Below are 21,896 nucleotides of genomic sequence, written 5' to 3' on the forward strand. Positions count from 1 at the left end.
ACCGGCGCGGTCAAGCCGTCCGCCGAATATGAGGAAGGCGACATGCGTCGCTTCGATCCCCGCTGGCAGCCGGGCCATTTCGAAAGGAACCTCGACGCCGTCCGCCAGCTCAGCGAGCTCGCGGAGGACAAGGGCATCACCGTGTCGCAGCTGGCGCTGGCCTGGATCCTGGCGCAGGGCGAGGACATCGTGCCGATCCCCGGCACGCGCAACATCGATCGGCTCGAGGAAAATCTGGCCGCCGCCGACGTGGTGCTGTCGGCCGATGATCTGATCCGCATCGGAAATATCCTGCCCGATGGCGCCTTCGGTGCGCGCTATGCCGGCGATATGGTTCCCGACTGGATCTGATCGCCCATGGGTGGCTGGCGTTGCTGGCCACCCATGGCACTTCGCGCGGGCGGCCGGTCGAGGACGCATCCACGCCGCCCGCGCTTCGCCGCGTTCGGCACGGCCGCTACAATCCCGCCGCCGCGATCGCCTCCAGCGCGCGGTCGAAGCGCGCCTCCGCCGGCCCGCCGATCACGACGTACGGCACGCCGCGCCGCTCCAGTTCGGCGCGCGACAGGTCGAAAAAGCGCCGCCGCTCCGCATCCCCGCCATAGACGCGCAGGCTATCGTCGACGAACGGCGTATCGATATCGAGCAGCAGGTAAAGCCTGGCGGTCGCCGAAAACTCGTCGAACCACGGATCGCGCTCGCCGAACATCATGTCCGCCCACACGGCGGTCATCAGCGGATCGGTGTCGAGGATCAGGCGCGCATTGCACTGGCGCAGCATCGCCTGCGTCAGCGCGGCGTGCGTCCGCCCGATCGTGACGAGATCGCCCATGGCGAGGTCGGTCCCGAACTGCTCGCAATAGGTCCGCCCATATTCGGGTACGAACACCGTGTCGAAATGGCGCGCCAGCGCCGCCGCCAGCGTGCTCTTGCCGGTGCTTTCCGGGCCGTGGAGGCAGATGGTGTGCGCATAGCTCGGGCGCACGGCGGGCGGGATCAGGCGCCAGAAGGCGAACGGATCGACGCGCACCCGCGAGGAGCGCAGCGGCACGCCATCGCGGCGCGGATCGATCAGCACGAACCGCGCCCCGATCGCCTCTGCGATGATCCGCTGGCGGACGTCGGAGGCGAACAATTGGTCGACCGGCGCGGGATGGAAATCGGCGATGCGCGCGGCCCATTCCTCGCGCGCATCCGGCCTGTCGGGCGCGGCGTGGGGCGAGGGCGCCGGCGCGACCACGAACCGCGTCGCCGGAAACATCTCCATCATCCAGCGCAGCCGGCTCACGCCGTCCGGCGTGTCGCCCGGCATCGCGCAGATCATGATGGTGAGGTGATCGACCAGCGCCAGCGCAGTGCGGATCAGCGCGACATGCCCGGCATGGAGCGGCATGAACCGGCCGATCACGATCCCGTTGCTCATGCGCCCTGCCCCCCGGCCTCGGCCCGGCGCCATTGGACCAGGCCGACCGCAGACAGGATCAGGAAGGCGGCATAGAGCCCGGCGGTCAGCGCCAGCCCCTTGGTGAGGTAGAGTCCGATCGCGGCGGCGTCGACCGCGATCCACAGCAGCCAGTTCTCGATCATCCGCCGCGCGAGCAGGATCTGCGCCGCGACGCTCGCCACCGCGATCCCGCCGTCCCACCATGGGGAGGCCGCGTCGGTCCCGGCGTGCATCCCCCAGCCCCACAGCCCGGTGACGAGCGCGATCATCGCGACCCACGCGATCCGCGCCGCCGGCGTCAGCCGCCGCACGGGCACGCCCCCCCCGCCCCCGCCCGCACGGGCCCACGCCCACCAGCCGTAGAGCTGGATCGCGAAGAAGAAGAGCTGGAGCAGCGCATCGCTGTACAGTTTCGCCGCGAAGAAGATGTCCGCGTAGAGCGCGACCATCGCCAGCCCGAACGGGTAATTCCACACGCTCCGCCGGATCAGCAGCACGATATTGGCGAGGCCGAGCGCCGTCGCCAGCGCTTCCAGCGAGATCAGATGAGCTGCAATGTCCCCCACGGCCGCGATGCTAGCCGCGCACGCCCGGTCGCGCCACCCGCGATAGGCACTTGCGGGCGGCGGACAGCGCCGCTAACAGGCCCCCGCTTGGCTCGCCGGTCCCGCCTTCCCAAGGGCGCTTGAGGGACCTGCGCTCCGTCGGGGAGTAGCTCAGCCTGGTAGAGCACTGTCTTCGGGAGGCAGGGGCCGGAGGTTCGAATCCTCTCTCCCCGACCATTTGCGCCAATCACTTAGATGATGATTGGCGCGGGGCCGCGAGGTTCGAGAAAACCCTATGGATCAAGATATGCGGCCAGTTCCGCCGGCGCACCCTGCGGAAAGGACTGGCGCAACAGCGCGAGGAAAGCCGACACTCTGGCGTTGAGCAGCCGCCGCGACGGATAGAGCGCCCACAAGGCGATATCCGAACCGACGACGTCGCCCCAATGCGCCAGCCGACCCGCCGCGATGTCGCGGCTGACGAGCGAGAGCGGTAGCCTGGCTGCCCCGGCGCCGTAGCGCACCGCGTCGCGGATCATGATCAGCGACGACAGGCGCAGCACCGGATCGATCGCGATCTCGCGCGCGCTTTGCGCGGTGCCGACGGTCCAGCTGCGTGCCTGATCGTCGCCGCGGACCACGGCAGGTACGGCCTCATCATCAACCTGCGCCACGTCGGGACCGGCCGCCACGACCAACCGGTCGTGAAGAAAGGGCCGCCCGACCAGCGTAGCGTCCGGTGCGGGGTTGACGCGAATGACGAGGTCATAGCCCTCCTCGATCATGTCCACGGCGCGATCGTCGGTGCTGACGTCCAGGCGCACCTCCGGGTGAAGGCGCGCGAATTCCGCCGCCAGCCGTCCCATCGCGGTCTGCGAGAAGAGCAAGGGCGCGCTGATCCGCAATCGACCACGTACCCGCTCGCTGCCGGATGCGATCGCTGCGGTGGTTTCCTCCAACTCCATCAGCAAGGCCCTGGCCCGCTCGAACAGCGCGCGCCCTTCCTCGGTCAGCTTCAGGTCTCGCCGGCCGCGTTCGAACAGCCGCAGGTTAAGCGCTACCTCTAGGTCCGATACGCGGCGCGACAGCGTCGCCTTGGGGCGGCCGGCGGCCCGCGCCGCCCTGCCGAAGCCCCCGTGACGGGCGACAAGCGTGAAGTCGTTGAGCGCAAGCAGGTCCATGTCGTTCCACCTATGAGACATTGCGTCCAAATTGCGCGTCTATTCGCACATAAATGGATCACGCATCTTCGTCTGGTCAGCAAGACCAAATGAGGAGAAGACCCATGACCATTCTTGTTACCGGAGCCACCGGCCGCGTCGGCCGCCATGTCGTCGACCAGCTCGTCGCCCGTGGGGCGGATGTCCGCGTCCTCACCCGCGACCCCGCCAAGGCGACATTCCCGGCCGGCGTCGAAGTCGTACGGGGCGACCTGCTCGATATCGATGCGCTTCGGGCCGCCTTTCAGGGCGTTCGCACCCTCTTTCTGCTCAATGCGGTCGCCGGTGATGAATTCACCCAGGCGATCATCACCCTCAACGTCGCGCGTGAGGCGGGTGTCGACCGCGTCGTCTACCTGTCGGTGTTCGGCGCCGAAGAGGCGGTGAACGTGCCGCATTTCGCGGTGAAATCGGGCGCGGAACGGATGCTCGCCGCGATGGGCTTCGGCGCGACGATCCTGCGCCCGACCTATTTCATCGATAACGAGGTCATGGTGAAGGACGTGATCATGCAGCATGGCGTCTACCCGATGCCGATCGGCGGCAAGGGTCTCGCGATGGTCGATGCGCGCGACATCGCCGAGGTCGCCGCGATCGAACTGATCCGCCGCGACACGGCCGTGGGCAAATTGCCGATCGATACGATCAACCTCGTCGGCCCGGACACGCTGACGGGCGACCGGGTCGCCGCGATCTGGTCGGACGAGCTCGGCCGGCCGGTCGCCTATGGGGGCGACGATCCGAGCGGGTTTGAACGGACGATGGCGACGTTCATGCCCGCATGGATGGCCTATGAAATGCGCTTGATGGCCGAACGCTATGTTAGCGTCGGCATGGTTCCGGAAGAAGGCGATGCCGATCGGCTGACCGCGATGCTCGGACGGCCGCTGCATAATTACCGCGACGCCGTCCGCATGCTCGTCGCCGCGTGAACGATGCTGCACCCTTTGCAGCACATGGTGACTTTCCAAGCCCGGTTGTCGTCAAGCCTCGGCCTGGCGACGGCCTCTTTGCAAACCGCGAGTATTATCCTCCCGCTGGGTCCGCGTCGGCGTCCCGGCCCGACAGCAGGCGCGTGACCGCCAGGTCGTTGGTGACGTTGCCGAGTGTACGGAACAGGTCCGGCACCGCCTCGATCGCCAGCAGTAAGGGCAGCGCCGTGATCGGCGCGCCGATCGCGATGCACACCGGCGCGATCGTGGCGAAGAAGGAGACCTGCGCCGGCAGGCCGACCGCCCCAAGGCTGACCGGCACCGCCACCAGTGCCGCCAGCACGAGCAGCCCGATGTCCGGCCCCGCCCCGTGCAGATGCGCGAGATAGACCGCCACCGCGACATTGGCGGCGGCGCTCGCCGCGCGGAACAGCGACACGGCAAGCGGCAGCACGATCCCCGCGACGCGCGGGTCGCCGCGCAGCCGCGCCGCCGCCTCGATCATCGCGGGCAATGTCGCCAGCGAGGATTGCGTGCCGAGTGCCAGCGCCTGCACGGGCACGGCTGCACGCGCGAAGGCGATCACGGAAGTCCGCCCGAACACCCACACCCACAGATAAGCGAGCAGGGTCGCGGCGAGGCAGGCGGCGGACACGAGCGCGACATAATGGGCAAGCGTCCCGAACACCCCCGCGCCGAGATCGGCCGCCGCCGTAAAGGCCAAAGCGGCGACGCCGATCGGCCCCGCGCGCAGCACCCAGCGCACGATCACCAGCATCGCGTCGACCAGCGCGCGCAGCGGCCGCAGCAACGCCTCGGCCGCGTCGCGTTCGAGCTGCGCGGTCGCAAAGCCGAGCAGCAGCGCGAACACGACCAGCGGCACCATCGCCGTGTCCGCCGCCGCCCGGATCGGGTTGGCGGGGATGATCGTGTGATACCAGGCCACGTCGGCCGCCGGCGCGGGCGGTGGGGCGCCCGCGTCCGCGCTCAGCGCCAGCCCCAGCCCCGCGATCGGCCAAAGGTGCAGCAGGCCAGCGGTCAGGAACGCCGCGACCAGGCACGCGACCGTCAGGATAACCGCGAACCAGACGAGCGCGCGGAGCGTGACCGACCCCGCTTTGGCCTCGCGCGCGGTGCCGGCGATCGCGGTGACGAGCAGGCCGAACACCAAAGGCACCACCGTCATGGTCAGCGCGTCGAGCCACAGCGCGCCAACCGGCCGCGCGACCGCGGACACGGCGGCGCGGACCCCGCCACCGCTCAGCGCGCCGCCGCCCAGACCGACGAACAGCCCCAGCAGCAGGAATGCGGCGCGCACGTCGCGCGGGCGCTGCGGCGGCGCGTCGTCCCGCCCCCCTGCGGCGCTCATCGGCTCACGTCCGGCGCTTCATCACGGCGGAGACGAGCGCGATCCGGTCGACATCGGCATAAGCGGGCTTGTCGAGTTCCTCGCCGAACACGTCCGGGTCGATCTCGCGATAGTCGAGCGTGCAACCCCGCTCCTCCGCCAGGCCGGCGAGACGCTCGCGCAGTGCATCCCCGCCGGCGACGATCGCGCTTCCGGTGTAGAGGATCAGGCGGCCGCCGGGCGCGAGCCGCGCGGTCGCGTCCACGGCCATGGTCAGCGCGACCTCGGCGCCGTGCATGCCGCCGCCGTCGCGATAATCGCGCCCTTCCGTGTCGATGATGTAGGGCGGATTGGCGAGTGCCACGTCCCACGCCCCCTCCACCGCGTCCAGCGACCCGGCCAGCACGAATTCCGCCGCGACCCCGGCCACCGCCGCATTGATCCGTGCATAGTCCAGCGCCTGTGGATTGATGTCGGTCATCGTGACGGCAAGCTGCGGGCAACGCCGGCTGGCGACGATCGCGCCGACCCCCGCCCCCGCCCCGATATCCACCAGCCGCGTGCCAGCCCCCTGCGGACAGTCGGCCAGCTCGCGCGCGATCAACGTGGCGAAGCGGTAGCTGTCGGGCCCGAGGAACACCGAATCCTTGTCCGATGTCGGATAGGCCGAATGGACGAACAGCTCCCCGCACAGGCGCGAGACGCGGACGCGGCTGCGATAGCGCGCGCCTTCCGCCTGCAGCAGCCCGCACGCCGCCAGGCGCCCCAACAGTCCCGGCGGCATCGCCGCCGCGTCGAACGGCCGGTTCCACCCGAACGCGTCGGCCAGCCCGCCATCGCCTCCGCCCCGCGCCAGCACGCGGGCGTGCGTCGTCGGGGTCGGCGTGACGAACGCATAGTCTCGGTCCTTCAGCCACGCGATCAGGTCGCGCAGCACCGCATCGCGGCTCTCCACGCGGGTTTCGGATTTAAGGCCGGCCGGATTGTACAAGGAGAGGTCGTCCCGAAATGACAGCAACGTAACGTCGGGAACGATCGATCGGCTCCGTCTATCGCATCTTACAGCGGCCGCGCGCTCAGGCGATCGCGTCGGCGAAGACGCGAGGCACGCGCACCACGGTGCCGTGGCGGGCATTTTTGGGGAAGCGAACGCGGTCCGTCTCGTCGCGCCAGGTCACGAAGTCGGTGGTCGACGCCGCGCCGAAATGCCCCTGCTCGTACACGTCGTAATAAACGAGGTAGCGGTCGCCCATGCGAATGGCGGTCGGGCCCTCCGTCATCGTCTGGGTGAAGGGCTTGCTCACCGGGCCGAACGGTCCGGTCGGCGACGCGGCCGACCGGCTGACCAGCCAGCGGCGCTGCTCGCTGTCGTGCGTCTCGTCCTTATAGATCAGGCGAAGGCTGCCGTCGGCGAGCGTGAGAAAGGTGAAGTCGATCGAATCGGTGCCCGGATCGAACAGCAGCTTCGTCGGCGCGAAGCGGCGGAAGTCGCGCGTCCGCGTGTAATAAGGCCGCAGCTTCAGCCCTTCGAACCGCGAGCCCGGCGTCGCCCCGTACCGCCCGTCGATGCTGCTCGACCAGATGATGACGAAATCGTCCGCCCGCGCGTCGTAGATCGTCTCGGGCGCCCAGCTGTTCCGCACGCCCGGAAAGGCGGTCATGACCGGAATGGTCTGCTGCGCCGACCAGCGGACCAGATCACGCGAGGTCGCATGGCCGATCACCGGCCCGAACCAGTCGCTGGTCCAGACGAGATGCCAGAGCCCGTCGGGCGCCCGCAGCAGATGCGGGTCGCGCATCAATTTGTCGCGCCCGACCTCGGGCGTGAGGAAGCCGCGTCCTCCGCCCAGCGGCGTGAAGACATAGCCATCGTCGCTCCGCGCGAGCTTCAGCCCCGCGCGCCCTTCGTCCTGGTCGGTGAAATAGCTGAGCAGGAACACGCTGTCCGACGCGCCCTGCGCGAAGGCCGGCACCGCTATCCCGCTCAGCGTCGCCCCAATCCCCGCCAGAGCCGTGCGGCGCGTCACGTCGTGCATTGTCCCTCCCTTGGCCTTCGGCCCGAACCGCCCTTCTCTGCCGCCGCCGCGCCGATAATCAAGCGCTTCGCGCGGACGGTGGGGTGCCCACGCGTGAAAGGCAATATTCCGTGTCGTGCGGCGGGCATGTTGCGCAGCACGACCGCGACGTGTTGCGCAGCACGATCAGAGCAGCCCCGCCTTCCCGCAATGATCCTTGCGCGCCACGGGAAATGACGTATTCCCGCCCCACGCCTGCGGGCGGGCGCTTAGCTCAGTTGGTAGAGCATCTCGTTTACACCGAGAGGGTCGGCGGTTCGAGCCCGTCAGCGCCCACCACCTTCCCACGCTGATTTCCGCGATTTGCCGGTTGCGCGTGTCGTCAATCCTCGGGCCGCCCGTCCCGTTTGGTCAGCAAATGGACAGCCGCGTGCCGCCTCGGCCGCCCGATCGTCCCGATCATGATGCCCGCGAAGCCGCTATCGCTCCGTCCGCCCCCGCGATAAGCAGGCGGTTGGCATTGTGACGTCGCGTTGCAGGCGTGGGGGAGGGCATCGGGCCCTGCCGGCGCGAGGGGGGCCTTGCCGGGGACAGCGATGCGAAGGGGCGGCGTGTGGTGCGCGCTGGCGGTGGCGGCGTGGCTCGCCATGCCGGCTTGCGCGCAGAGCGAGTATGAAACGCGCGTGCTCGCCGCGCTCAATGCGCTGCGCACCGATCCGGCCGGCTATGCCGCGACGCTCCCGGCCTATCGTGCCTTGTTCATGGGCAAGATCGTGCGCCTGCCCGGCCTGCTCCTGCAGACCTCCGAAGGGGTCGCGGCGGTCGACGACACGATTGCCTTCCTCGCTCGCCAGGCTCCCGTCGCCCCGCTCGCCCCGGCCGAGCTGCTGCGCGCCGCCGCCGGCGATCATGCCGCCGAACAGGCGGCGTCGGGCGCGACCGGCCATGCCGGCCCCGACGGGGCGCGCGCGGCCGATCGCGTGCAGCGGCGCGGCGGCGGCCCGTTCGTGGCGGAGGTGATCGTCTACGGCCCCGCCGATCCCACCGACGCGATCCGCCAGCTCGTGGTCGACGACGGCGTGCCCGGGCGCGGCCACCGCGCGATCCTGTTCACCCCCGAAATGCGCTTTGCCGGAATCGCCTGCGGTCCCCACCCCACCTTCCGCGAAATGTGCGTGATCGACCTCGGCCTGATGGACGACGGCACCCATCCGGAGGGGCTCCAGCCGGCGCGGTGAACCCCACACCGCCCGAACTCCGTCACAGGTTCGACACGAACCACATTACGAACGCCGCCACCCCAACGAGCGCCAGCACGAGGATCATGCGGACGACCGGCGGGTCCCTCGGCGCGACCCGCGTCGGCCAGGGCAGCGTCAGCGCGCGGAGCGGCGCCACGAACGCGGCGGTCGCCCCCGCGACCCGCAGCCAGTCGAGCGCGATCCACCGCCGCGCCATGGCGATCGATTGCGCGTCCGTGATCATGTCCTTGGGCGAGTGAATGCCATGATAGTATAGGGCGGCATTCATCGGCCAGAATGCCGTGACGGTCAGGATCAGCAGCAGCAGGATGCCGACCGACGGCAGACACAGCATCCAGCGGTAGCGCCACGGCGTGCGCCATCCGGCGGCGAGCGCGCCGAACCCAGCGATCAGCATCGCGGCGGAAAACGGGATGAAGAAGACCCCGGTATCGACCGGCCACGCCTTGCCATACGGCATCATCGCGAGCGACCGCGGGGGATCGGCGGCCCACGCGCCCGCCAGCACCAGCAGATCGAACAATTTCGCGCCGAGCAGCGGTCCCCCCACCAGCACGGCAAGCCAGAGAAAGGCCCGCGTAACCCGTTGCCGATCCAGCATGCGCCACCCCGCAGCATCATTTTCCGGAACCGGACTATTCTCCCGAAACATTCGACGGACAAGCCGTCAGATGGCCGCCGCGCCGAAGCGATCGCAAATCTTGCTCTCCCGCCCGCCCCTTGTCCCTATATCTCCCGCACCAGCCGCCGCGCGACCGCCAGCCAGGGTGTGTCCGCGAGCACGGTCTGGCGCGCGCCGCTGACGAGGGGGAGGAGGAGCAGGCGGCCTGCCTCCATCCCGATCAGCCGGCCGAACACGAACCGCCCGGCGGCACGCGGGGCCAGCACGTCGCGGTTGAGCGCGGTTGCGAAGGCGTCGGGGCCGATCCGCTCGCACCATAGGACATCGCCCGCGCGATAATCGCCGAACCCCGCCGTGATGCGCAGCGCCACCGCGCCCGCCGCCGGCACCGGCGCCGCCTCGGCCATCGCGCGCTCGGGGGCGCGCGCGCCGTCGGGGCCGAGCAGGGCCGCGACCGGCAGATCGCCGCGCTCCGGCAGGCGCACCAGATCGCCGACGCCGACCCCCAGCGCGCCCGCGATGCGGTTGAGCCAGCCGACCGACACGGTGCGCGTCCCCGTTTCCAGCCGCCCGATCGTCTGCGCGGTGGTCGGGGGCGTGCAGCGGTCGGCCACGTCCTGCAACGTCATGCCTTTGGCGCGGCGTATCTCGCGAATGCAGGTGATCATCGATCAATCCTTGTAACCAGATCGGTTATTTCCGTTTCCCATGTAGGTTTTCATCTGGCAAGCCCGTTTCGACTCACGGGACGGAGGATCGATGGCGAAGCTGACGGGCCATGGGGCGAAGGTGTTGGCGGCGCTGGCCGAGGGGCGCGATTTCCGGCTGCATGGCGACGGCTGGCGCGCGGGGCCGCTGCGCGCGCCGCCGAGCCTGATCGGGGAGCTTGCGCGTGCCGCTCTGGTACGGGAGGAGCAGGGCCGGCTGGTGCTGACCGACGCCGGTCGCGTCCGCGCGGGGGGCGTCGCGCGGCCCGCCCGCCTGCTCGCCGAACGCGCTTTGCCCGACGATGCCGCCCCGCCCCATCGCGCGGCACGGCGCAGCGTCACGGTCAACATGATGGAAAACCCGCTCGGCTGGCTCCACGCGCGCGGCCTCGTCAGCCAGCGCCAGTTTGACGCGGGCGATCGGCTGCGCGGCGACTTCACCATCGCCGGGCTGATGCCCAACGTCACGATGCGCTGGGATGCCACGCCCGTCGCCGCGCGCCGCGCGGGGGCCGACGCGCCGCTCGATCCCACGCTCGCGCGGATCGCCGCGCGCCAGCGGTTCGACGCCGCGCTCGCCGCCGCCGGCACGGGCATGGCCGACATCCTCTGGCGCGTGGTCTGTTCGGGCGACGGGCTGGAGGCGGCGGAAAAGGCGCTCGGCTGGCCGCGCCGCGCGGGCAAGCTCGTCCTGCTGATGGCGCTCGACCGCGTCGCCGATTATTACCGCCTGTGATGGCCAAGATCCGCGCCGACCAGTTGCTCGTCGAACGCGGGCTCGTCGAAAGCCGCGCCCGCGCGCAGGCGCTGATCCTCGCCGGGCTCGTCTTCGCGGGCGACCGCAAGCTGGCCAAGGCGGGCGAGCAGGTCGCGGACGACACGATCCTCGACGTGCGCGGGCGCGATCACCCCTGGGTGTCGCGCGGCGGGATCAAGCTCGATCATGCGCTGACCCATTTCGGCTGGGACGTGGGCCAGGCGGTCGCGATCGACGTGGGCAGCTCGACCGGCGGCTTCACCGACGTGCTGCTGACGCGCGGGGCTGCGCGCGTCTATGCGGTCGACAGCGGCACCAACCAGCTGGCGTGGAAGCTGCGCCAGGACGATCGCGTGATCGTCCACGAACGCACCAGCGCGCGCATCCTGACCGCCGATCACATTCCCGAGCCCGTCGACCTGATCGTGTGCGACGCCAGCTTCATCGGCCTCGCCAAGGTGCTCGACCGGCCCTTGTCCTTCGCCGCGCCCGACGCGCGCCTCGTGGCCCTCATCAAGCCGCAGTTCGAGGCGGGGCGCGAGGAGGTCGGCAAGGGCGGCGTGGTGCGCGATCCCGCCGTCCACGATCGCGTCTGCGCCGACGTGCGGGCATGGATCGAAGGCTTGGGCTGGCGGGTTGAGGGGATCGAACGCAGCCCGATCACCGGCCCGGAAGGCAATGTCGAGTTCCTGCTCGCCGCCGTCCGGGGCGGGGTGGGCGGCGGGCGCGCGCACCTGTCAACTTTGTCAACTTCGCCTTCGGGAACGATGCCATGATCCGCCGCCATCCCTGGATCGTCACCGTGCCCGCGATCGTCGCGCTCGGCCTTCTGTCCGGTCTCCTGTCCAATTCCGGCTATGGCAATGCGTGGTTCGATGGCTTGCGCAAGCCGGCCTTCATGCCCCCCGCCTGGGCGTTTCCGGTCGTCTGGACCACGCTCTACGTCCTGATGGGGATCGCGGTCGGGCTGGTGATCGCCGCCCCCGCCACGCCGGCGCGGGCCCGCGCGCTCGGTTTGTTCGGACTCCAGCTCCTCCTCAACCTCGCCTGGTCGCCGCTCTTCTTCGGCCTGCACCGGGCGACGGCCGCGCTCACCCTGATCTCCGCGCTCGACGTGGCGCTGATCGCGACGATCCTGGCCTTCGGGCGCGTGCGTCCGCTGGCGGCGGCGTTGCTGCTGCCTTATGCCGCCTGGCTCCTGCTCGCGACCGCGCTCAACCTCGAAATCGTGCGGCTCAATCCCTGACAGGCGTTGCGGAAGCGCGCCGCCCGACCCATCTACCCTGCTAATACAGTCCGGAGGCCGACCATGCAGAACGACAACAGGATTTTCGAGGATTTCGTGAAGATGGCCAACGGCTTCGCCGGCACGATGGCCGGCATGGCGCGCGAGGGCGAGGCCGGGGCGCGCGAGAAGGTGAAGCAGTGGCTCGGCGGGCTCGACTTCGTCAGCCGCGAGGAGTTCGAGGCGGTGAAGGCGATGGCCGCCGCCGCGCGCGACGAGGTCGCCGCGCTCAAGGCCGAACTCGCCGCCACGAAGGACAGGGGCGAAGTGCCCACCAGCTACGATCCGGAATAATCAGATGCGTCGCCCCCGCAAAGGCGGGGGCCCATGTCTGGCGCGGCTCGTGATGACCGTGGACGGACAGCCTGCGCCCCGACGGAGGCGACGCTTTGCTCTTGAAGGATCGCCTGCTAGGCGCTCGCGCCCATGACCCCGCTCGACAAGATCCGCAATTTCTCGATCATCGCCCATATCGATCATGGCAAGTCGACGCTCGCCGATCGGCTGATCCAGCGCACCGGCGGCCTCACCGACCGTGAGATGTCGGCGCAGGTGCTCGACAATATGGATATCGAGAAGGAACGCGGCATCACCATCAAGGCGCAGACCGTGCGCCTCGACTGGAAGGGGCACGTCCTCAACCTGATGGACACGCCCGGCCACGTCGACTTCGCCTATGAGGTCAGTCGCAGCCTGGCCGCGTGCGAGGGCGCGCTGCTGGTGGTCGACGCGGCGCAGGGGGTCGAGGCGCAGACGCTCGCCAACGTCTACCAGTCGATCGAGCACGACCACGAGATCGTGCCCGTCATCAACAAGATCGACCTGCCCGCCGCCGAGCCCGAGAAGGTGAAGGCCGAGATCGAGGATATCATCGGCCTCGACGCGTCGAACGCGATCCTCGCCTCGGCCAAGTCGGGCATCGGGATCGAGGAGATCCTCGACGCGGTGGTCGAACGCATCCCCGCGCCCAAGGGCGATGCGGACAAGCCGCTCGAGGCGATGCTCGTCGACAGCTGGTACGACCCCTATCTGGGCGTCGTCATCCTCGTCCGCGTGATCAACGGCGTGATCCGCAAGGGCCTGCAGGTCAAGTTGATGGCCGGCGGGACCGAGCATCTGATCGACCGCGTCGGCTGCTTCCGGCCCAAGATCGAGACCGTCGCCGAACTGGGGCCGGGCGAGATTGGCTTCGTGACCGCGCAGATCAAAGATGTCGGGCTCGCCATGGTCGGCGACACGATGACCACCGTGCGCAATCCCGCCAAGGCGGCGCTGCCGGGCTTCAAGGAAGTCCAGCCCGTCGTGTTCTGCGGCCTGTTCCCGACCGACGCCAACGATTTCGAGAAACTGCGCGAGAGCATCAGCAAGCTGCGCCTCAACGACGCCAGCTTCTCGTTCGAAATGGAGACGTCGGCCGCGCTCGGCTTCGGCTTCCGCTGCGGCTTCCTCGGCCTCCTCCATCTGGAGATCATCCAGGAGCGGCTGACGCGCGAATATGATCTCGACCTGATCACCACCGCGCCGTCGGTGGTCTACCATATCCACCTGACGCATTCGAAGACCGAGGATGCGCACACGATCGAGCTGCACAATCCCGCCGACATGCCCGATCCCAACCGGATCGAAAGCATCGAGGAGCCGTGGATCGAGGCGACGATCTACGTCCCCGACGACTATCTCGGCGCGATCCTCAAGCTGTGTCAGGACCGGCGCGGGATCCAGAAGGATCTGACCTATGTCGGCGGCCGCGCGCAGCTGAAGTACGAATTGCCGCTCAACGAAGTGGTGTTCGACTTCTACGACCGGCTCAAGAGCATCAGCCGCGGCTATGCCAGCTTCGACTATCACCAGATCGGCTATCGCGAGGGCGACCTCGTCAAGATGCAGATCCTGGTCAATGACGAGGCGGTCGACGCGCTCAGCATGATCGTCCACCGCGCCGCCGCCGAGGCGCGCGGACGCGGCATGTGCGAGCGACTGAAGGACCTTATTCCCCGCCACATGTTCAAGATCCCGATCCAGGCGGCGATCGGCGGCAAGGTGATCGCGCGCGAGACGATCGCCGCGCTCCGCAAGGACGTGACCGCCAAATGCTATGGCGGCGATGCGACCCGCAAGCGCAAGCTCCTGGAAAAGCAGAAGGAAGGTAAGAAGCGGATGCGCGAATATGGTTCGGTCAGCATTCCGCAGGAAGCCTTTATCGCCGCGCTGCGCATGGGCGAAGAATGAAGTAAACACCCCGCTATTCGTCGCGAATAGCGGAACTCGATCTTCGAACGGCCGTTCACGCCGGCGCTGTTTGGAGAGGAGTTTGTTATGCGTAATCTGAGGTTCATCTCGGGCAGTCTTCTGGCCGCCGCCGCTTTGTCCTTCGCCACCCCCGCCTTCGCCGGCGATGAGGAGCGCGCCCGCGCCGCGATCGCCGAAGCGCAGGGCAAGATCGATGCCGCCCAGCGCGTCGACGCCGACACGGTCTCGCCCGACGTGATGGCCCGCGCGCAGGCCGCGCTCCGCCTGGCGCAGGAGGAGCTGAAGAGCGGCAAGGAGCAGCGCGCGATCCAGTCCGCGATCGCCGCGCAGCAAGCCGCCGATAGCGCGATCGGCCGTTCGCAGCAGGCCCGCGCGGCCGATGCCGACGCCACCCGCGCCAACACCGCGATCGTGCAGCAGCAGGCGGTCGAGGCGCAGGCCCGCGCCGCCGCCGCCGAACAGGCCGCCGTCGCGGCGCAGGCGGACGCCGCCGCCGCCCGCGCCCAGCCCGCCCCGGCCCCGACCACCACGGTCGTGACCGAGACGACGAAGACCGTGCCGGCCACCACCGCCAGCGCCGCGCCGCGTAAGGTAGTCAAGCGCACGACCACGTCGCGCGCCGCGCCGCGCGCGACCGAGACGACGCGCACGACGGTCACCACCGCCAGCAACTAAGCGGGCCTGCGGAGCGGCTGGAGACGGTCTCCAGCCGCTCCTGAGGGCCAGTCCCTTGCCGCGTACCGGACATCATCTTTCGCCCCGCGCCGCGCAGCGGAAGGGTTCTGCCGGCCCGCCCCGCATCCTATGTGGGGGTCATGTCCGACGATCAGACAGTCATTTGCGGCTATGCCCGCACGCCGATGGGCGGCTTCCTCGGCGCGCTCGCCCCGCTTCCCGCGACCGCGCTGGGCGCGACCGCCGTTGCCGCCGCTATAGCCCGCGCCGGGGTCGCCCCCCCCACTATCGAGCGCATCTACATGGGCTGTGTGCTGCCCGCCGGCCTGGGCCAGGCGCCCGCGCGCCAGGCGGCGCTCGGCGCGGGGCTGCCCCGCTCGGTCGAGGCGACGACGATCAACAAGATGTGCGGATCGGGCATGCAGGCCGCGATCATGGCCGACGAGGCGATCCGCGCAGGTTCGGCCGACATCGTCGTCGCGGGCGGCATGGAAAGCATGTCCAACGCCCCTTATCTGCTGCCCAAGCATCGCGCCGGCGCGCGCATCGGCCATGCGCAGGTGATCGATTCGATGATGCTCGACGGGCTGGAGGACGCCTACACGCCGGGCAAGGCGATGGGCGCTTTCGCCGAGGATGCGGTGAGCGACTACGGCTTCACCCGCGAGGAGCAGGACGCCTTCGCGGTCGAGAGCCTGACCCGCGCCAATGCCGCGATCGCCAGCGGCGCCTTCGCCCGCGAAATCGCGCCGGTGACGATCACGGCACGCGGCGGCGACACGATCGTCGATACCGACGAGCAGCCGGGCAAGGCACGTCCCGACAAGATCCCGACGCTCAGGCCCGTCTTCGCCAAGGACGGGACGATCACCGCCGCCAACGCCTCCTCGATCTCCGATGGGGCGGCGGCGCTCGTGCTAGCGCGCGAGAGCGTGGCGCGCGCGCAAGGGCTGCCGGTCGTGGCGCGGATCGTCGCCACCGCCGCGCACGCACACGAGCCCGGCCTGTTCACGACCGCGCCCGTCCCCGCGATCCGCAAGGTGCTGGCCAAGGCGGGGTGGGACGTCGCCGATGTCGACCTGTGGGAGATCAACGAGGCGTTCGCCTGCGTCACGATGATCGCGATGCGCGAGCTCGATTTGCCCCACGACCGCGTCAACGTGAATGGCGGCGCGACCGCGCTCGGCCATCCGATCGGTGCGTCGGGCGCGCGGATCATGACGACCTTGCTCGCCGCGCTGAAGCAACGCGGTCTGCGGCGGGGCGTCGCGGCCTTGTGCATCGGCGGCGGGGAGGCCACGGCGGTGGCGCTGGAACGGATCTGAACATGCACCTCACCCCCGACCCCGCCGCCCCGGCGGCCGACACGATCACCTTCGACCAGTTTCTGGCGGTAGACATCCGCGTCGGCACGATCGTCGCGGCCGAGCCCTTTCCCGAAGCACGCAAGCCGGCCTTCAAGCTGACGATCGATTTCGGCCCCACGATCGGCCGCAAGCGATCGAGCGCGCAGATCACGCGCCATTATACGGTCGATGCGCTGATCGGCCGGCAGGTCGCCGCCGTGGTCAACTTTCCCCCGCGCCAGATCGGCAAGTTCATGTCGGAAGTGCTGACGCTGGGTTTCCCCGACCTCGATGGGGAAGTGGTGCTGGTCGCGCCCGGCCATGCCGTGCCGGACGGCGGGCGGCTGTTCTGATGCGCACGGTCGAGGGCGGCTGCCATTGCGGACTGGTGCGGTTCGAAGCGGATGTGCCCGACGGGCCGGTCACGGTCGAGGAATGCGATTGTTCGATCTGCGCGATGACCGGCTACCAACACCTGATCGTGCCCGCCGCGCGCTTCCGCCTGACCGAGGGGCGGCGCGATACGACCACCTACCGCTTCGGATCTGGCACGGCGCAGCACATCTTCTGCACGCAGTGCGGGATCAAGAGCTTCTACCGTCCCAAGTCGCGCCCCGACGCCTACAGCATCAATTATCGCTGCCTCGACGACGGGCATGGGCTGGACGCGACGGTCCGTCCGATCGCGGCCGCCTGACGGCGGAACCCGTTCGGCGATGATCCGATGCCTGGTCCTCACGGCCGGCCTTGCCGCCGCCCTTGCCCAAGCAGCGATGGCCGCACGTGCCGATCCGCTGATCGGCGAGCGGATCGTGCGCGCCGAATGGGCCAAGGCGGACAATCGCCGCCAGTGCGCCCCGCTCGCGCTCGCCTCGACCGGAGCACGCGGCGGCATCGCGCGTCGCGCCAATTTCGCGGGAGGCTGGGCGGTGGCGTTCGATCTGCCGGGCGTAAGGAGCGCATTCGGCGTGGCGGGCACCGGCCTGCTCGGCGGGGATGCCGCCCCATCCCGCGCGCAGGCCGCGCGCCTCCGGGCGCAGTGGCCGCTGTTCCGCACCCTGTCCGCACTGCCTACCCCCGCCTTTGCGGGATATGGGCTGAGCGGGGCCAAGCCTTACCCCGCCGCCAATCCCGATGGACACGGGCTCGAGTCGCTCGCCTATGTCCGTGTGGGCGGGCAAGCCTGCACCTACAATGTCTGGAGCCGGCTCGGCCGCGCGCACCTCGAAACCCTGCTCGACGCGCTGAGGCCGGTCGCGCGGTAGCGGCTTGCGCGCGTGGCGGCACGCACCCTACACCTCTCCGAAAAGAGGGAGGAGGATCATGGCCGCCACCATCGCCGCACCGCCGGAGGGCAAACGTTCCTCGACCCGGCTGGTGATCGTCGCATCGACGCTCGGCACCGTGTTCGAATGGTACGACTTCTTCGTCTACGGCACGCTCGCCACGATCATCGGCCAGCATTTCTTCCCCGCCGGCAACAGCGCGGTCTCGCTGCTGATCACGCTCGCGACCTTCGGGGTCGGTTTCGGCATGCGCCCGATCGGCGCGGTGCTGTTCGGCATCCTCGGCGACCGGCTGGGGCGCAAATATACCTTCCTCGTCACGGTCGCGTTGATGGGCGGGGCAACGGCGGGCGTGGGCCTGCTGCCGACCTACGCCTCGATCGGGCTTGCGGCGCCGATCCTGCTGGTGGTGCTGCGCGTGGCGCAGGGGTTGGCGCTTGGCGGCGAATATGGCGGCGCCGCGATCTACGTCGCCGAACATGCGCCGCGCGGGCGGCGCGGGCTGTACACCGGTTTCATCCAGGCGGGCGTGGCGGGCGGCTTCCTGCTGTCGCTTGCGGTCGTACTCGCGGCCAATACCTTCGTGGAGAAGGAGGCATGGGCCGAATGGGGCTGGCGTATCCCCTTTCTGTTCAGTCTCGTCCTGCTCGCCATCTCGCTCTGGGTGCGGATGAAGCTGCACGAAAGCCCCGTGTTCAAGGCGATGCAGGCGGAGAACAAGGTCGCGCGCAACCCGCTCAAGGAAAGCTTCGACAGCTGGGCGAAATGGCGCCGCATCCTGGTCGTGCTGTTCGGGATCGCGGCCGGGCTGACCGTGATCTTCTACACCGCGCACTTCCAGTCGCTCTATTTCATCCAGAGCGCGGTGCGGATCGACGACACGCCCGCGCGGCTGATAGTCGGTGCATCCGCGACCCTGTCGATCCTGTGGTACGTCCTGTTCGGCTGGCTGTCCGACAAGATCGGGCGCAAGCCGCCGATCATCGCCGGCTATATCCTGACGCTGATCCTGATTTTCCCGCTGTTCCACTGGATGGCAGCGGCGGGCAATCCCGGGCTCGCCGCCGCGATCGAGCGCGCGCCGGTCGTCGTGCGGGGCAGCGACTGCAGCTTCGATCCGTTCGCCACGCAGGGGCAGGCGACACCGTGCGGCCGCGTGCTCGACGCGCTCACCACGCGCGGGGTCGCCTATCGCGCTGTCGTATCCAACCAGGCCGAACCGCAGGTCACGATCGGCAGCCGCGTGCTGCCTGCGGCCGACGACGCGACGATCGCGGCGGGCCTGGCCGACGCGGGCTATCCGGTGGGCAAGGTTACGCCCCCGCTGCGCGCCGCGCTGCAGGTCGGGGCGGCGATCGTGCTTATCGGCATCCTGTCGGGCATGACCTACGGCCCGGTCGCCGCCTGCCTGGTCGAGCTGTTTCCGGCGCGCGTACGCTACACCTCGATGTCGATCCCCTATCATATCGGGTCGGGCTATTTTGGCGGCTTCCTGCCCTTCATCAACCAGTACATCGTCGCGCGCACGGGCGATCCGTTCGCGGGCATCTGGTACATGGTCGCGGTGACCGTGCTGGCCTTGCTGGTGGTGGGCTTCGGTTTGCCCGAGACTTCGGGCAAGAAGCTCGAATGACCGATGACGATCTGACGCTTGCCCAGGCGCTCGCCGACGCCGCCGGTGCGGCGATCCGCCCATTCTTCCGCAAGGCGTTTGCGATGGAGGCGAAGGGCGACCTTTCGCCCGTGACCGAGGCCGACCGCGCGGCCGAGGCGGCGATGCGCGCGATCCTGACCGCCGAACGCCCCGGCGACGGCATCATCGGCGAGGAATATGGCAGCGAGCGCGCCGAGGCCGAACGGGTGTGGGTGCTCGATCCGATCGACGGGACGCGATCCTTCGTCGCGGGGCGGCCGATCTTCGGCACGCTGGTGGCGCTGCTCGAAGCCGGGCGGCCGGTGCTGGGCGTGATCGATCAGCCGATCGGGCGCGAGCGATGGGTGGGCGCCAGGGGCCGGCCGACGACGCTGAACGGTGCGCCCATTCGCGCCCGCCGCTGTCCGACGATCGCCGACGCGCATCTCGCCACGACCGGGCCCGGCTATTTCTCGGCGGAAAGCTACGCCGCGTTCGAGCGGGTTGGCGCTGCGGCGCGAGACACGCTGTGGGGCGGCGACTGCTACAATTACGGCCTGCTGGCGGCCGGCCACCTCGACCTCGTGGTCGAGGACGGGCTCAAGCTCTACGACTTCGCGGCGCTGGTGCCGATCGTCGAGGGCGCGGGCGGACAGATGACCGACTGGCAGGGTCGCCCGCTCGACCGGCAGAGCGAGGGGCGGGTCGTTGCCGCAGGCGATCCGGCCCTAATCGAGCCCGCGATCGCGCTGCTTCAGGCGGCCTGACGCACGCGCGCGAACCCACGGAACAGCGCCCGCATCGACGCATCGGCCACGCTTTCCGTCATCTGGTCGACCAGATCCGCCACCGTATTGCCGGCTGCGACATCCACCTGCTTCGCCGCCATCGCCCATCCCCCGAAGGCGCGCGCCTGAATGCCGCACGAGGACAGAAGCACCAGCGCGCGATGGCGGGGATCGGCTTTGATCCGCTCATAGGCCGCCATCACGCGCGCATGGTCGCCTTCCAGCGCCTGGAGGAAGCGGTAGCCGTCATAAAGGAGCAGCCCGGTCAGCCCAGCACGGAAATTGTTCGCCCGCGACGCACGCAGGATGTCGTGCACCCCTTCAGACGAGAGCCCTGCCGCGGCGGTGCTGATGTAAACGAGCTGGTGCATGGTCGGGATCCCTTCCCGCCTGCCCTATCCGATCACCGGTTAAGGGAGGATTGAACGTAAAGCGGGTGGACGCTCCGTTTCGCTTCGCCTAAGGGACCGCACATGCAGCCGGCACGCGGCCTTCTCCCGCTTCGACTTACGCGCCCTTAGGCGCGTCGATCGCTCGCGGCCCGTCGCGGCCGCCGTCACCGCCTAAGGGACCGCCACCGCGCTGCGAAGCGCATCGACGCTCTTATGCCGAGACCTCCCATGACCATGCTCGCCGATCCGTCCGTCAAATACCGTCCCTTCCCGCAGGTTGATCTGCCCGACCGGCAATGGCCATCGCGCACGATCACGCGCGCGCCGCGCTGGCTGTCGACCGACATGCGCGACGGTAATCAGGCGCTGATCGACCCGATGGATCACGAGAAGAAGACCCGCTTCTTCGACCTGCTGGTCAAGGTCGGCCTGAAGGAGATCGAAGTCGGCTTCCCCTCGGCCGGCGCGACCGAATTCGACTTCATCTCGGGCCTCGTCCGCGACGGGCGCATCCCCGACGACGTGACCGTGCAGGTGCTGACCCAGTCGCGCCGCGATCTGATCGAAAAGAGCTTCGCGAGCCTGACCGGCGCGCGCGCGGCGATCGTCCACCTCTACAACGCCGTCTCGCCCGCGTGGCGGCGGATCGTGTTCGACATGTCGCGCGAACAGGTGCGCGACATCGCCGTCGGGGGCGCCAGGATCCTGCGCGACGAAGCGGCGAAGCAGCCCGCGACCGACTGGTCGTTCGAATATAGCCCCGAAACCTTCTCCACCGCCGAACTGGATTTCAGCCTGGAAGTGTGCGCGGCGGTGATGGACGTGCTGCGTCCCACGCCCGACAAGCCGCTGATACTCAACCTGCCCGCGACGGTCGAGGCGGCGACGCCCAACATCTACGCCGACCAGATCGAATATTTCTGCCGCAACGTGCCCAATCGCAACGCCGTGGTGGTCAGCCTCCACACCCATAACGACCGCGGCACCGGTGTCGCGGCGGCAGAACTCGGCATGAAGCCGGGTGCTGATCGTGACGAGGGCTGCCTGCTCGGCAACGGCGAGCGCACCGGCAATTGCGACCTCGTGACGGTCGCACTCAACATGTACACGCAAGGGGTCGATCCCGGCCTCGACCTTTCGGACATCGATGCGATCGTGAAGACGGTGGAATATGCGACGCGCATCCCCGTACATCCCCGCACCCCTTATGCCGGCGAGCTGGTGTTCACCGCCTTTTCGGGCAGCCATCAGGACGCGATCAAGAAGGGCTTCGCCGCGCAGGAACAGCGCAACGATCAGCTGTGGGACGTTCCCTACCTGCCGATCGACCCCAAGGATCTGGGCCGCGACTACGAGGCGGTGATTCGCGTCAATTCGCAGTCGGGCAAG

The 21,896-nt window shown here is 69.1% G+C and carries 25 protein-coding genes and 2 tRNA genes; 18 read left to right on the forward strand and 9 right to left on the reverse strand.

Annotation, left to right across the window (positions count from 1 at the left end; all coding sequences use genetic code 11):
- A partial coding sequence (locus tag ACOJSF_RS06585) for an aldo/keto reductase (RefSeq protein WP_420141419.1) occupies positions 1-351 on the forward strand: 351 nt, incomplete at its 5' end.
- A 106-nt stretch (positions 352-457) separates the two neighbouring features.
- Here ACOJSF_RS06585 and ACOJSF_RS06590 read toward each other — a convergent pair.
- Entirely contained in the window at positions 458-1,423 is a 966-nt protein-coding gene (locus ACOJSF_RS06590; RefSeq protein ID WP_420141420.1) for an AAA family ATPase, read from the reverse strand.
- A complete protein-coding gene (gene pnuC, locus ACOJSF_RS06595) occupies positions 1,420-2,010 on the reverse strand; it encodes a nicotinamide riboside transporter PnuC (protein ID WP_420141421.1) in 591 nt (196 codons plus the stop codon). Before pnuC ends, ACOJSF_RS06590 begins: the two co-directional genes overlap by 4 nt.
- Positions 2,011-2,149: 139 nt before the next feature.
- Here pnuC and ACOJSF_RS06600 point away from each other — a divergent pair.
- Positions 2,150-2,226 (forward strand) — tRNA-Pro (locus ACOJSF_RS06600).
- Positions 2,227-2,282: 56 nt separating this feature from the next.
- Here the strand turns inward: ACOJSF_RS06600 and ACOJSF_RS06605 are convergent.
- Entirely contained in the window at positions 2,283-3,170 is an 888-nt protein-coding gene (locus ACOJSF_RS06605; protein WP_420141422.1) for a LysR family transcriptional regulator, read from the reverse strand.
- Positions 3,171-3,274: 104 nt separating this feature from the next.
- Here ACOJSF_RS06605 and ACOJSF_RS06610 point away from each other — a divergent pair, with 104 nt between their 5' ends.
- Complete coding sequence (locus ACOJSF_RS06610; protein ID WP_420141423.1) at positions 3,275-4,141, forward strand: SDR family oxidoreductase; 867 nt, start codon at positions 3,275-3,277, stop codon at positions 4,139-4,141.
- Positions 4,142-4,235: 94 nt separating this feature from the next.
- Here the strand turns inward: ACOJSF_RS06610 and ACOJSF_RS06615 are convergent, their stop codons facing one another.
- From ACOJSF_RS06615 to ACOJSF_RS06625, 3 genes are all read right to left on the reverse strand, one after another.
- Positions 4,236-5,510, reverse strand: a complete 1,275-nt coding sequence (locus tag ACOJSF_RS06615) for a dicarboxylate/amino acid:cation symporter (RefSeq protein ID WP_420141424.1) — start codon at positions 5,508-5,510, stop codon at positions 4,236-4,238.
- 4 nt (positions 5,511-5,514) lie between these two features.
- Positions 5,515-6,444 carry a methyltransferase gene (locus ACOJSF_RS06620; RefSeq protein WP_420141425.1) on the reverse strand — a complete coding sequence of 310 codons (930 nt, stop codon included), beginning with the start codon at positions 6,442-6,444 and terminating at the stop codon, positions 5,515-5,517.
- A 121-nt stretch (positions 6,445-6,565) separates the two neighbouring features.
- Positions 6,566-7,525: a glycoside hydrolase family 43 protein gene (locus ACOJSF_RS06625; protein ID WP_420141426.1), complete on the reverse strand. Its 960-nt coding sequence runs from the start codon at positions 7,523-7,525 to the stop codon at positions 6,566-6,568.
- A 242-nt stretch (positions 7,526-7,767) separates the two neighbouring features.
- On the opposite strand from ACOJSF_RS06625, the gene ACOJSF_RS06630 reads away from it, so the two are divergent.
- Positions 7,768-7,843 (forward strand) — tRNA-Val (locus ACOJSF_RS06630).
- A gap of 272 nt (positions 7,844-8,115) precedes the next feature.
- Complete coding sequence (locus tag ACOJSF_RS06635) at positions 8,116-8,742, forward strand: CAP domain-containing protein (protein WP_420141427.1); 627 nt, start codon at positions 8,116-8,118, stop codon at positions 8,740-8,742.
- A 22-nt stretch (positions 8,743-8,764) separates the two neighbouring features.
- Here ACOJSF_RS06635 and ACOJSF_RS06640 read toward each other — a convergent pair whose 3' ends face one another.
- Positions 8,765-9,367, reverse strand: a complete 603-nt coding sequence (locus ACOJSF_RS06640) for a DUF1772 domain-containing protein (protein ID WP_420141428.1) — start codon at positions 9,365-9,367, stop codon at positions 8,765-8,767.
- Positions 9,368-9,492: 125 nt separating this feature from the next.
- Positions 9,493-10,056 carry a helix-turn-helix domain-containing protein gene (locus ACOJSF_RS06645; protein ID WP_420141429.1) on the reverse strand — a complete coding sequence of 188 codons (564 nt, stop codon included), beginning with the start codon at positions 10,054-10,056 and terminating at the stop codon, positions 9,493-9,495.
- A 388-nt stretch (positions 10,057-10,444) separates the two neighbouring features.
- Here ACOJSF_RS06645 and ACOJSF_RS06650 point away from each other — a divergent pair, with 388 nt between their 5' ends.
- From ACOJSF_RS06650 to hisN, 12 genes are all read left to right on the forward strand, one after another.
- Positions 10,445-10,831: a DUF6456 domain-containing protein gene (locus tag ACOJSF_RS06650; RefSeq protein ID WP_420141442.1), complete on the forward strand. Its 387-nt coding sequence runs from the start codon at positions 10,445-10,447 to the stop codon at positions 10,829-10,831.
- Positions 10,831-11,628, forward strand: coding sequence for a TlyA family RNA methyltransferase (locus ACOJSF_RS06655; RefSeq protein WP_420141430.1), 798 nt, complete (start codon positions 10,831-10,833; stop codon positions 11,626-11,628). The genes ACOJSF_RS06650 and ACOJSF_RS06655 overlap by 1 nt, the downstream gene beginning before the upstream one ends.
- The gene (locus tag ACOJSF_RS06660; RefSeq protein ID WP_420141431.1) at positions 11,625-12,098 is read left to right on the forward strand and encodes a TspO/MBR family protein; all 474 of its coding nucleotides are present in this window, start codon (positions 11,625-11,627) and stop codon (positions 12,096-12,098) included. The genes ACOJSF_RS06655 and ACOJSF_RS06660 overlap by 4 nt, the downstream gene beginning before the upstream one ends.
- A 63-nt stretch (positions 12,099-12,161) precedes the next feature.
- Entirely contained in the window at positions 12,162-12,431 is a 270-nt protein-coding gene (locus ACOJSF_RS06665) for an accessory factor UbiK family protein (protein ID WP_420141432.1), read from the forward strand.
- 132 nt (positions 12,432-12,563) lie between these two features.
- Positions 12,564-14,366: a translation elongation factor 4 gene (lepA, locus tag ACOJSF_RS06670; protein ID WP_420141433.1), complete on the forward strand. Its 1,803-nt coding sequence runs from the start codon at positions 12,564-12,566 to the stop codon at positions 14,364-14,366.
- A gap of 87 nt (positions 14,367-14,453) precedes the next feature.
- Entirely contained in the window at positions 14,454-15,062 is a 609-nt protein-coding gene (locus ACOJSF_RS06675) for a hypothetical protein (RefSeq protein WP_420141434.1), read from the forward strand.
- Positions 15,063-15,202: 140 nt separating this feature from the next.
- Positions 15,203-16,387: an acetyl-CoA C-acyltransferase gene (locus ACOJSF_RS06680; protein WP_420141435.1), complete on the forward strand. Its 1,185-nt coding sequence runs from the start codon at positions 15,203-15,205 to the stop codon at positions 16,385-16,387.
- 2 nt (positions 16,388-16,389) lie between these two features.
- On the forward strand, positions 16,390-16,761 hold the full coding sequence (locus tag ACOJSF_RS06685; protein ID WP_420141436.1) for a tRNA-binding protein: 372 nt from the start codon (positions 16,390-16,392) through the stop codon (positions 16,759-16,761).
- Positions 16,761-17,105, forward strand: coding sequence for a GFA family protein (locus tag ACOJSF_RS06690; RefSeq protein ID WP_420141437.1), 345 nt, complete (start codon positions 16,761-16,763; stop codon positions 17,103-17,105). Before ACOJSF_RS06685 ends, ACOJSF_RS06690 begins: the two co-directional genes overlap by 1 nt.
- Before the next feature lie 76 nt (positions 17,106-17,181).
- Complete coding sequence (locus ACOJSF_RS06695; RefSeq protein WP_420141438.1) at positions 17,182-17,673, forward strand: hypothetical protein; 492 nt, start codon at positions 17,182-17,184, stop codon at positions 17,671-17,673.
- Between the two features lie 58 nt (positions 17,674-17,731).
- On the forward strand, positions 17,732-19,327 hold the full coding sequence (locus ACOJSF_RS06700; RefSeq protein WP_420141439.1) for an MFS transporter: 1,596 nt from the start codon (positions 17,732-17,734) through the stop codon (positions 19,325-19,327).
- On the forward strand, positions 19,324-20,094 hold the full coding sequence (hisN, locus tag ACOJSF_RS06705) for a histidinol-phosphatase (RefSeq protein ID WP_420141440.1): 771 nt from the start codon (positions 19,324-19,326) through the stop codon (positions 20,092-20,094). The genes ACOJSF_RS06700 and hisN overlap by 4 nt, the downstream gene beginning before the upstream one ends.
- Here the strand turns inward: hisN and ACOJSF_RS06710 are convergent.
- Positions 20,082-20,486 carry a BLUF domain-containing protein gene (locus ACOJSF_RS06710; protein WP_420141441.1) on the reverse strand — a complete coding sequence of 135 codons (405 nt, stop codon included), beginning with the start codon at positions 20,484-20,486 and terminating at the stop codon, positions 20,082-20,084. The two genes, hisN and ACOJSF_RS06710, sit on opposite strands and share 13 nt — an antisense overlap.
- A gap of 255 nt (positions 20,487-20,741) precedes the next feature.
- Here ACOJSF_RS06710 and ACOJSF_RS06715 point away from each other — a divergent pair.
- Positions 20,742-21,896 (forward strand): 2-isopropylmalate synthase (locus ACOJSF_RS06715; protein WP_420141443.1); only part of this gene is annotated, 1,155 nt, incomplete at its 3' end.

It is taken from the genome of Sphingomonas sp. (assembly GCF_048594985.1).
Taxonomy (GTDB): domain Bacteria; phylum Pseudomonadota; class Alphaproteobacteria; order Sphingomonadales; family Sphingomonadaceae; genus Sphingomonas_I.

What these genes read in the sequence shown, in the direction of transcription:
- ACOJSF_RS06590 (WP_420141420.1), bottom strand. Translation starts at nt 1,423, where the DNA reads ATGAGCAACGGGATCGTGATCGGCCGGTTCATGCCGCTCCATGCCGGG.
- ACOJSF_RS06605 (WP_420141422.1), bottom strand. Translation starts at nt 3,170, where the DNA reads ATGGACCTGCTTGCGCTCAACGACTTCACGCTTGTCGCCCGTCACGGG.
- ACOJSF_RS06610 (WP_420141423.1), top strand. Translation starts at nt 3,275, where the DNA reads ATGACCATTCTTGTTACCGGAGCCACCGGCCGCGTCGGCCGCCATGTC.
- ACOJSF_RS06615 (WP_420141424.1), bottom strand. Translation starts at nt 5,510, where the DNA reads ATGAGCGCCGCAGGGGGGCGGGACGACGCGCCGCCGCAGCGCCCGCGC.
- ACOJSF_RS06625 (WP_420141426.1), bottom strand. Translation starts at nt 7,525, where the DNA reads ATGCACGACGTGACGCGCCGCACGGCTCTGGCGGGGATTGGGGCGACG.
- ACOJSF_RS06640 (WP_420141428.1), bottom strand. Translation starts at nt 9,367, where the DNA reads ATGCTGGATCGGCAACGGGTTACGCGGGCCTTTCTCTGGCTTGCCGTG.
- ACOJSF_RS06645 (WP_420141429.1), bottom strand. Translation starts at nt 10,056, where the DNA reads ATGATCACCTGCATTCGCGAGATACGCCGCGCCAAAGGCATGACGTTG.
- ACOJSF_RS06650 (WP_420141442.1), top strand. Translation starts at nt 10,445, where the DNA reads ATGATGGAAAACCCGCTCGGCTGGCTCCACGCGCGCGGCCTCGTCAGC.
- ACOJSF_RS06655 (WP_420141430.1), top strand. Translation starts at nt 10,831, where the DNA reads ATGGCCAAGATCCGCGCCGACCAGTTGCTCGTCGAACGCGGGCTCGTC.
- ACOJSF_RS06660 (WP_420141431.1), top strand. Translation starts at nt 11,625, where the DNA reads ATGATCCGCCGCCATCCCTGGATCGTCACCGTGCCCGCGATCGTCGCG.
- ACOJSF_RS06665 (WP_420141432.1), top strand. Translation starts at nt 12,162, where the DNA reads ATGCAGAACGACAACAGGATTTTCGAGGATTTCGTGAAGATGGCCAAC.
- lepA (WP_420141433.1), top strand. Translation starts at nt 12,564, where the DNA reads ATGACCCCGCTCGACAAGATCCGCAATTTCTCGATCATCGCCCATATC.
- ACOJSF_RS06675 (WP_420141434.1), top strand. Translation starts at nt 14,454, where the DNA reads ATGCGTAATCTGAGGTTCATCTCGGGCAGTCTTCTGGCCGCCGCCGCT.
- ACOJSF_RS06680 (WP_420141435.1), top strand. Translation starts at nt 15,203, where the DNA reads ATGTCCGACGATCAGACAGTCATTTGCGGCTATGCCCGCACGCCGATG.
- ACOJSF_RS06685 (WP_420141436.1), top strand. Translation starts at nt 16,390, where the DNA reads ATGCACCTCACCCCCGACCCCGCCGCCCCGGCGGCCGACACGATCACC.
- ACOJSF_RS06690 (WP_420141437.1), top strand. Translation starts at nt 16,761, where the DNA reads ATGCGCACGGTCGAGGGCGGCTGCCATTGCGGACTGGTGCGGTTCGAA.
- ACOJSF_RS06695 (WP_420141438.1), top strand. Translation starts at nt 17,182, where the DNA reads ATGGCCGCACGTGCCGATCCGCTGATCGGCGAGCGGATCGTGCGCGCC.
- ACOJSF_RS06700 (WP_420141439.1), top strand. Translation starts at nt 17,732, where the DNA reads ATGGCCGCCACCATCGCCGCACCGCCGGAGGGCAAACGTTCCTCGACC.
- hisN (WP_420141440.1), top strand. Translation starts at nt 19,324, where the DNA reads ATGACCGATGACGATCTGACGCTTGCCCAGGCGCTCGCCGACGCCGCC.
- ACOJSF_RS06710 (WP_420141441.1), bottom strand. Translation starts at nt 20,486, where the DNA reads ATGCACCAGCTCGTTTACATCAGCACCGCCGCGGCAGGGCTCTCGTCT.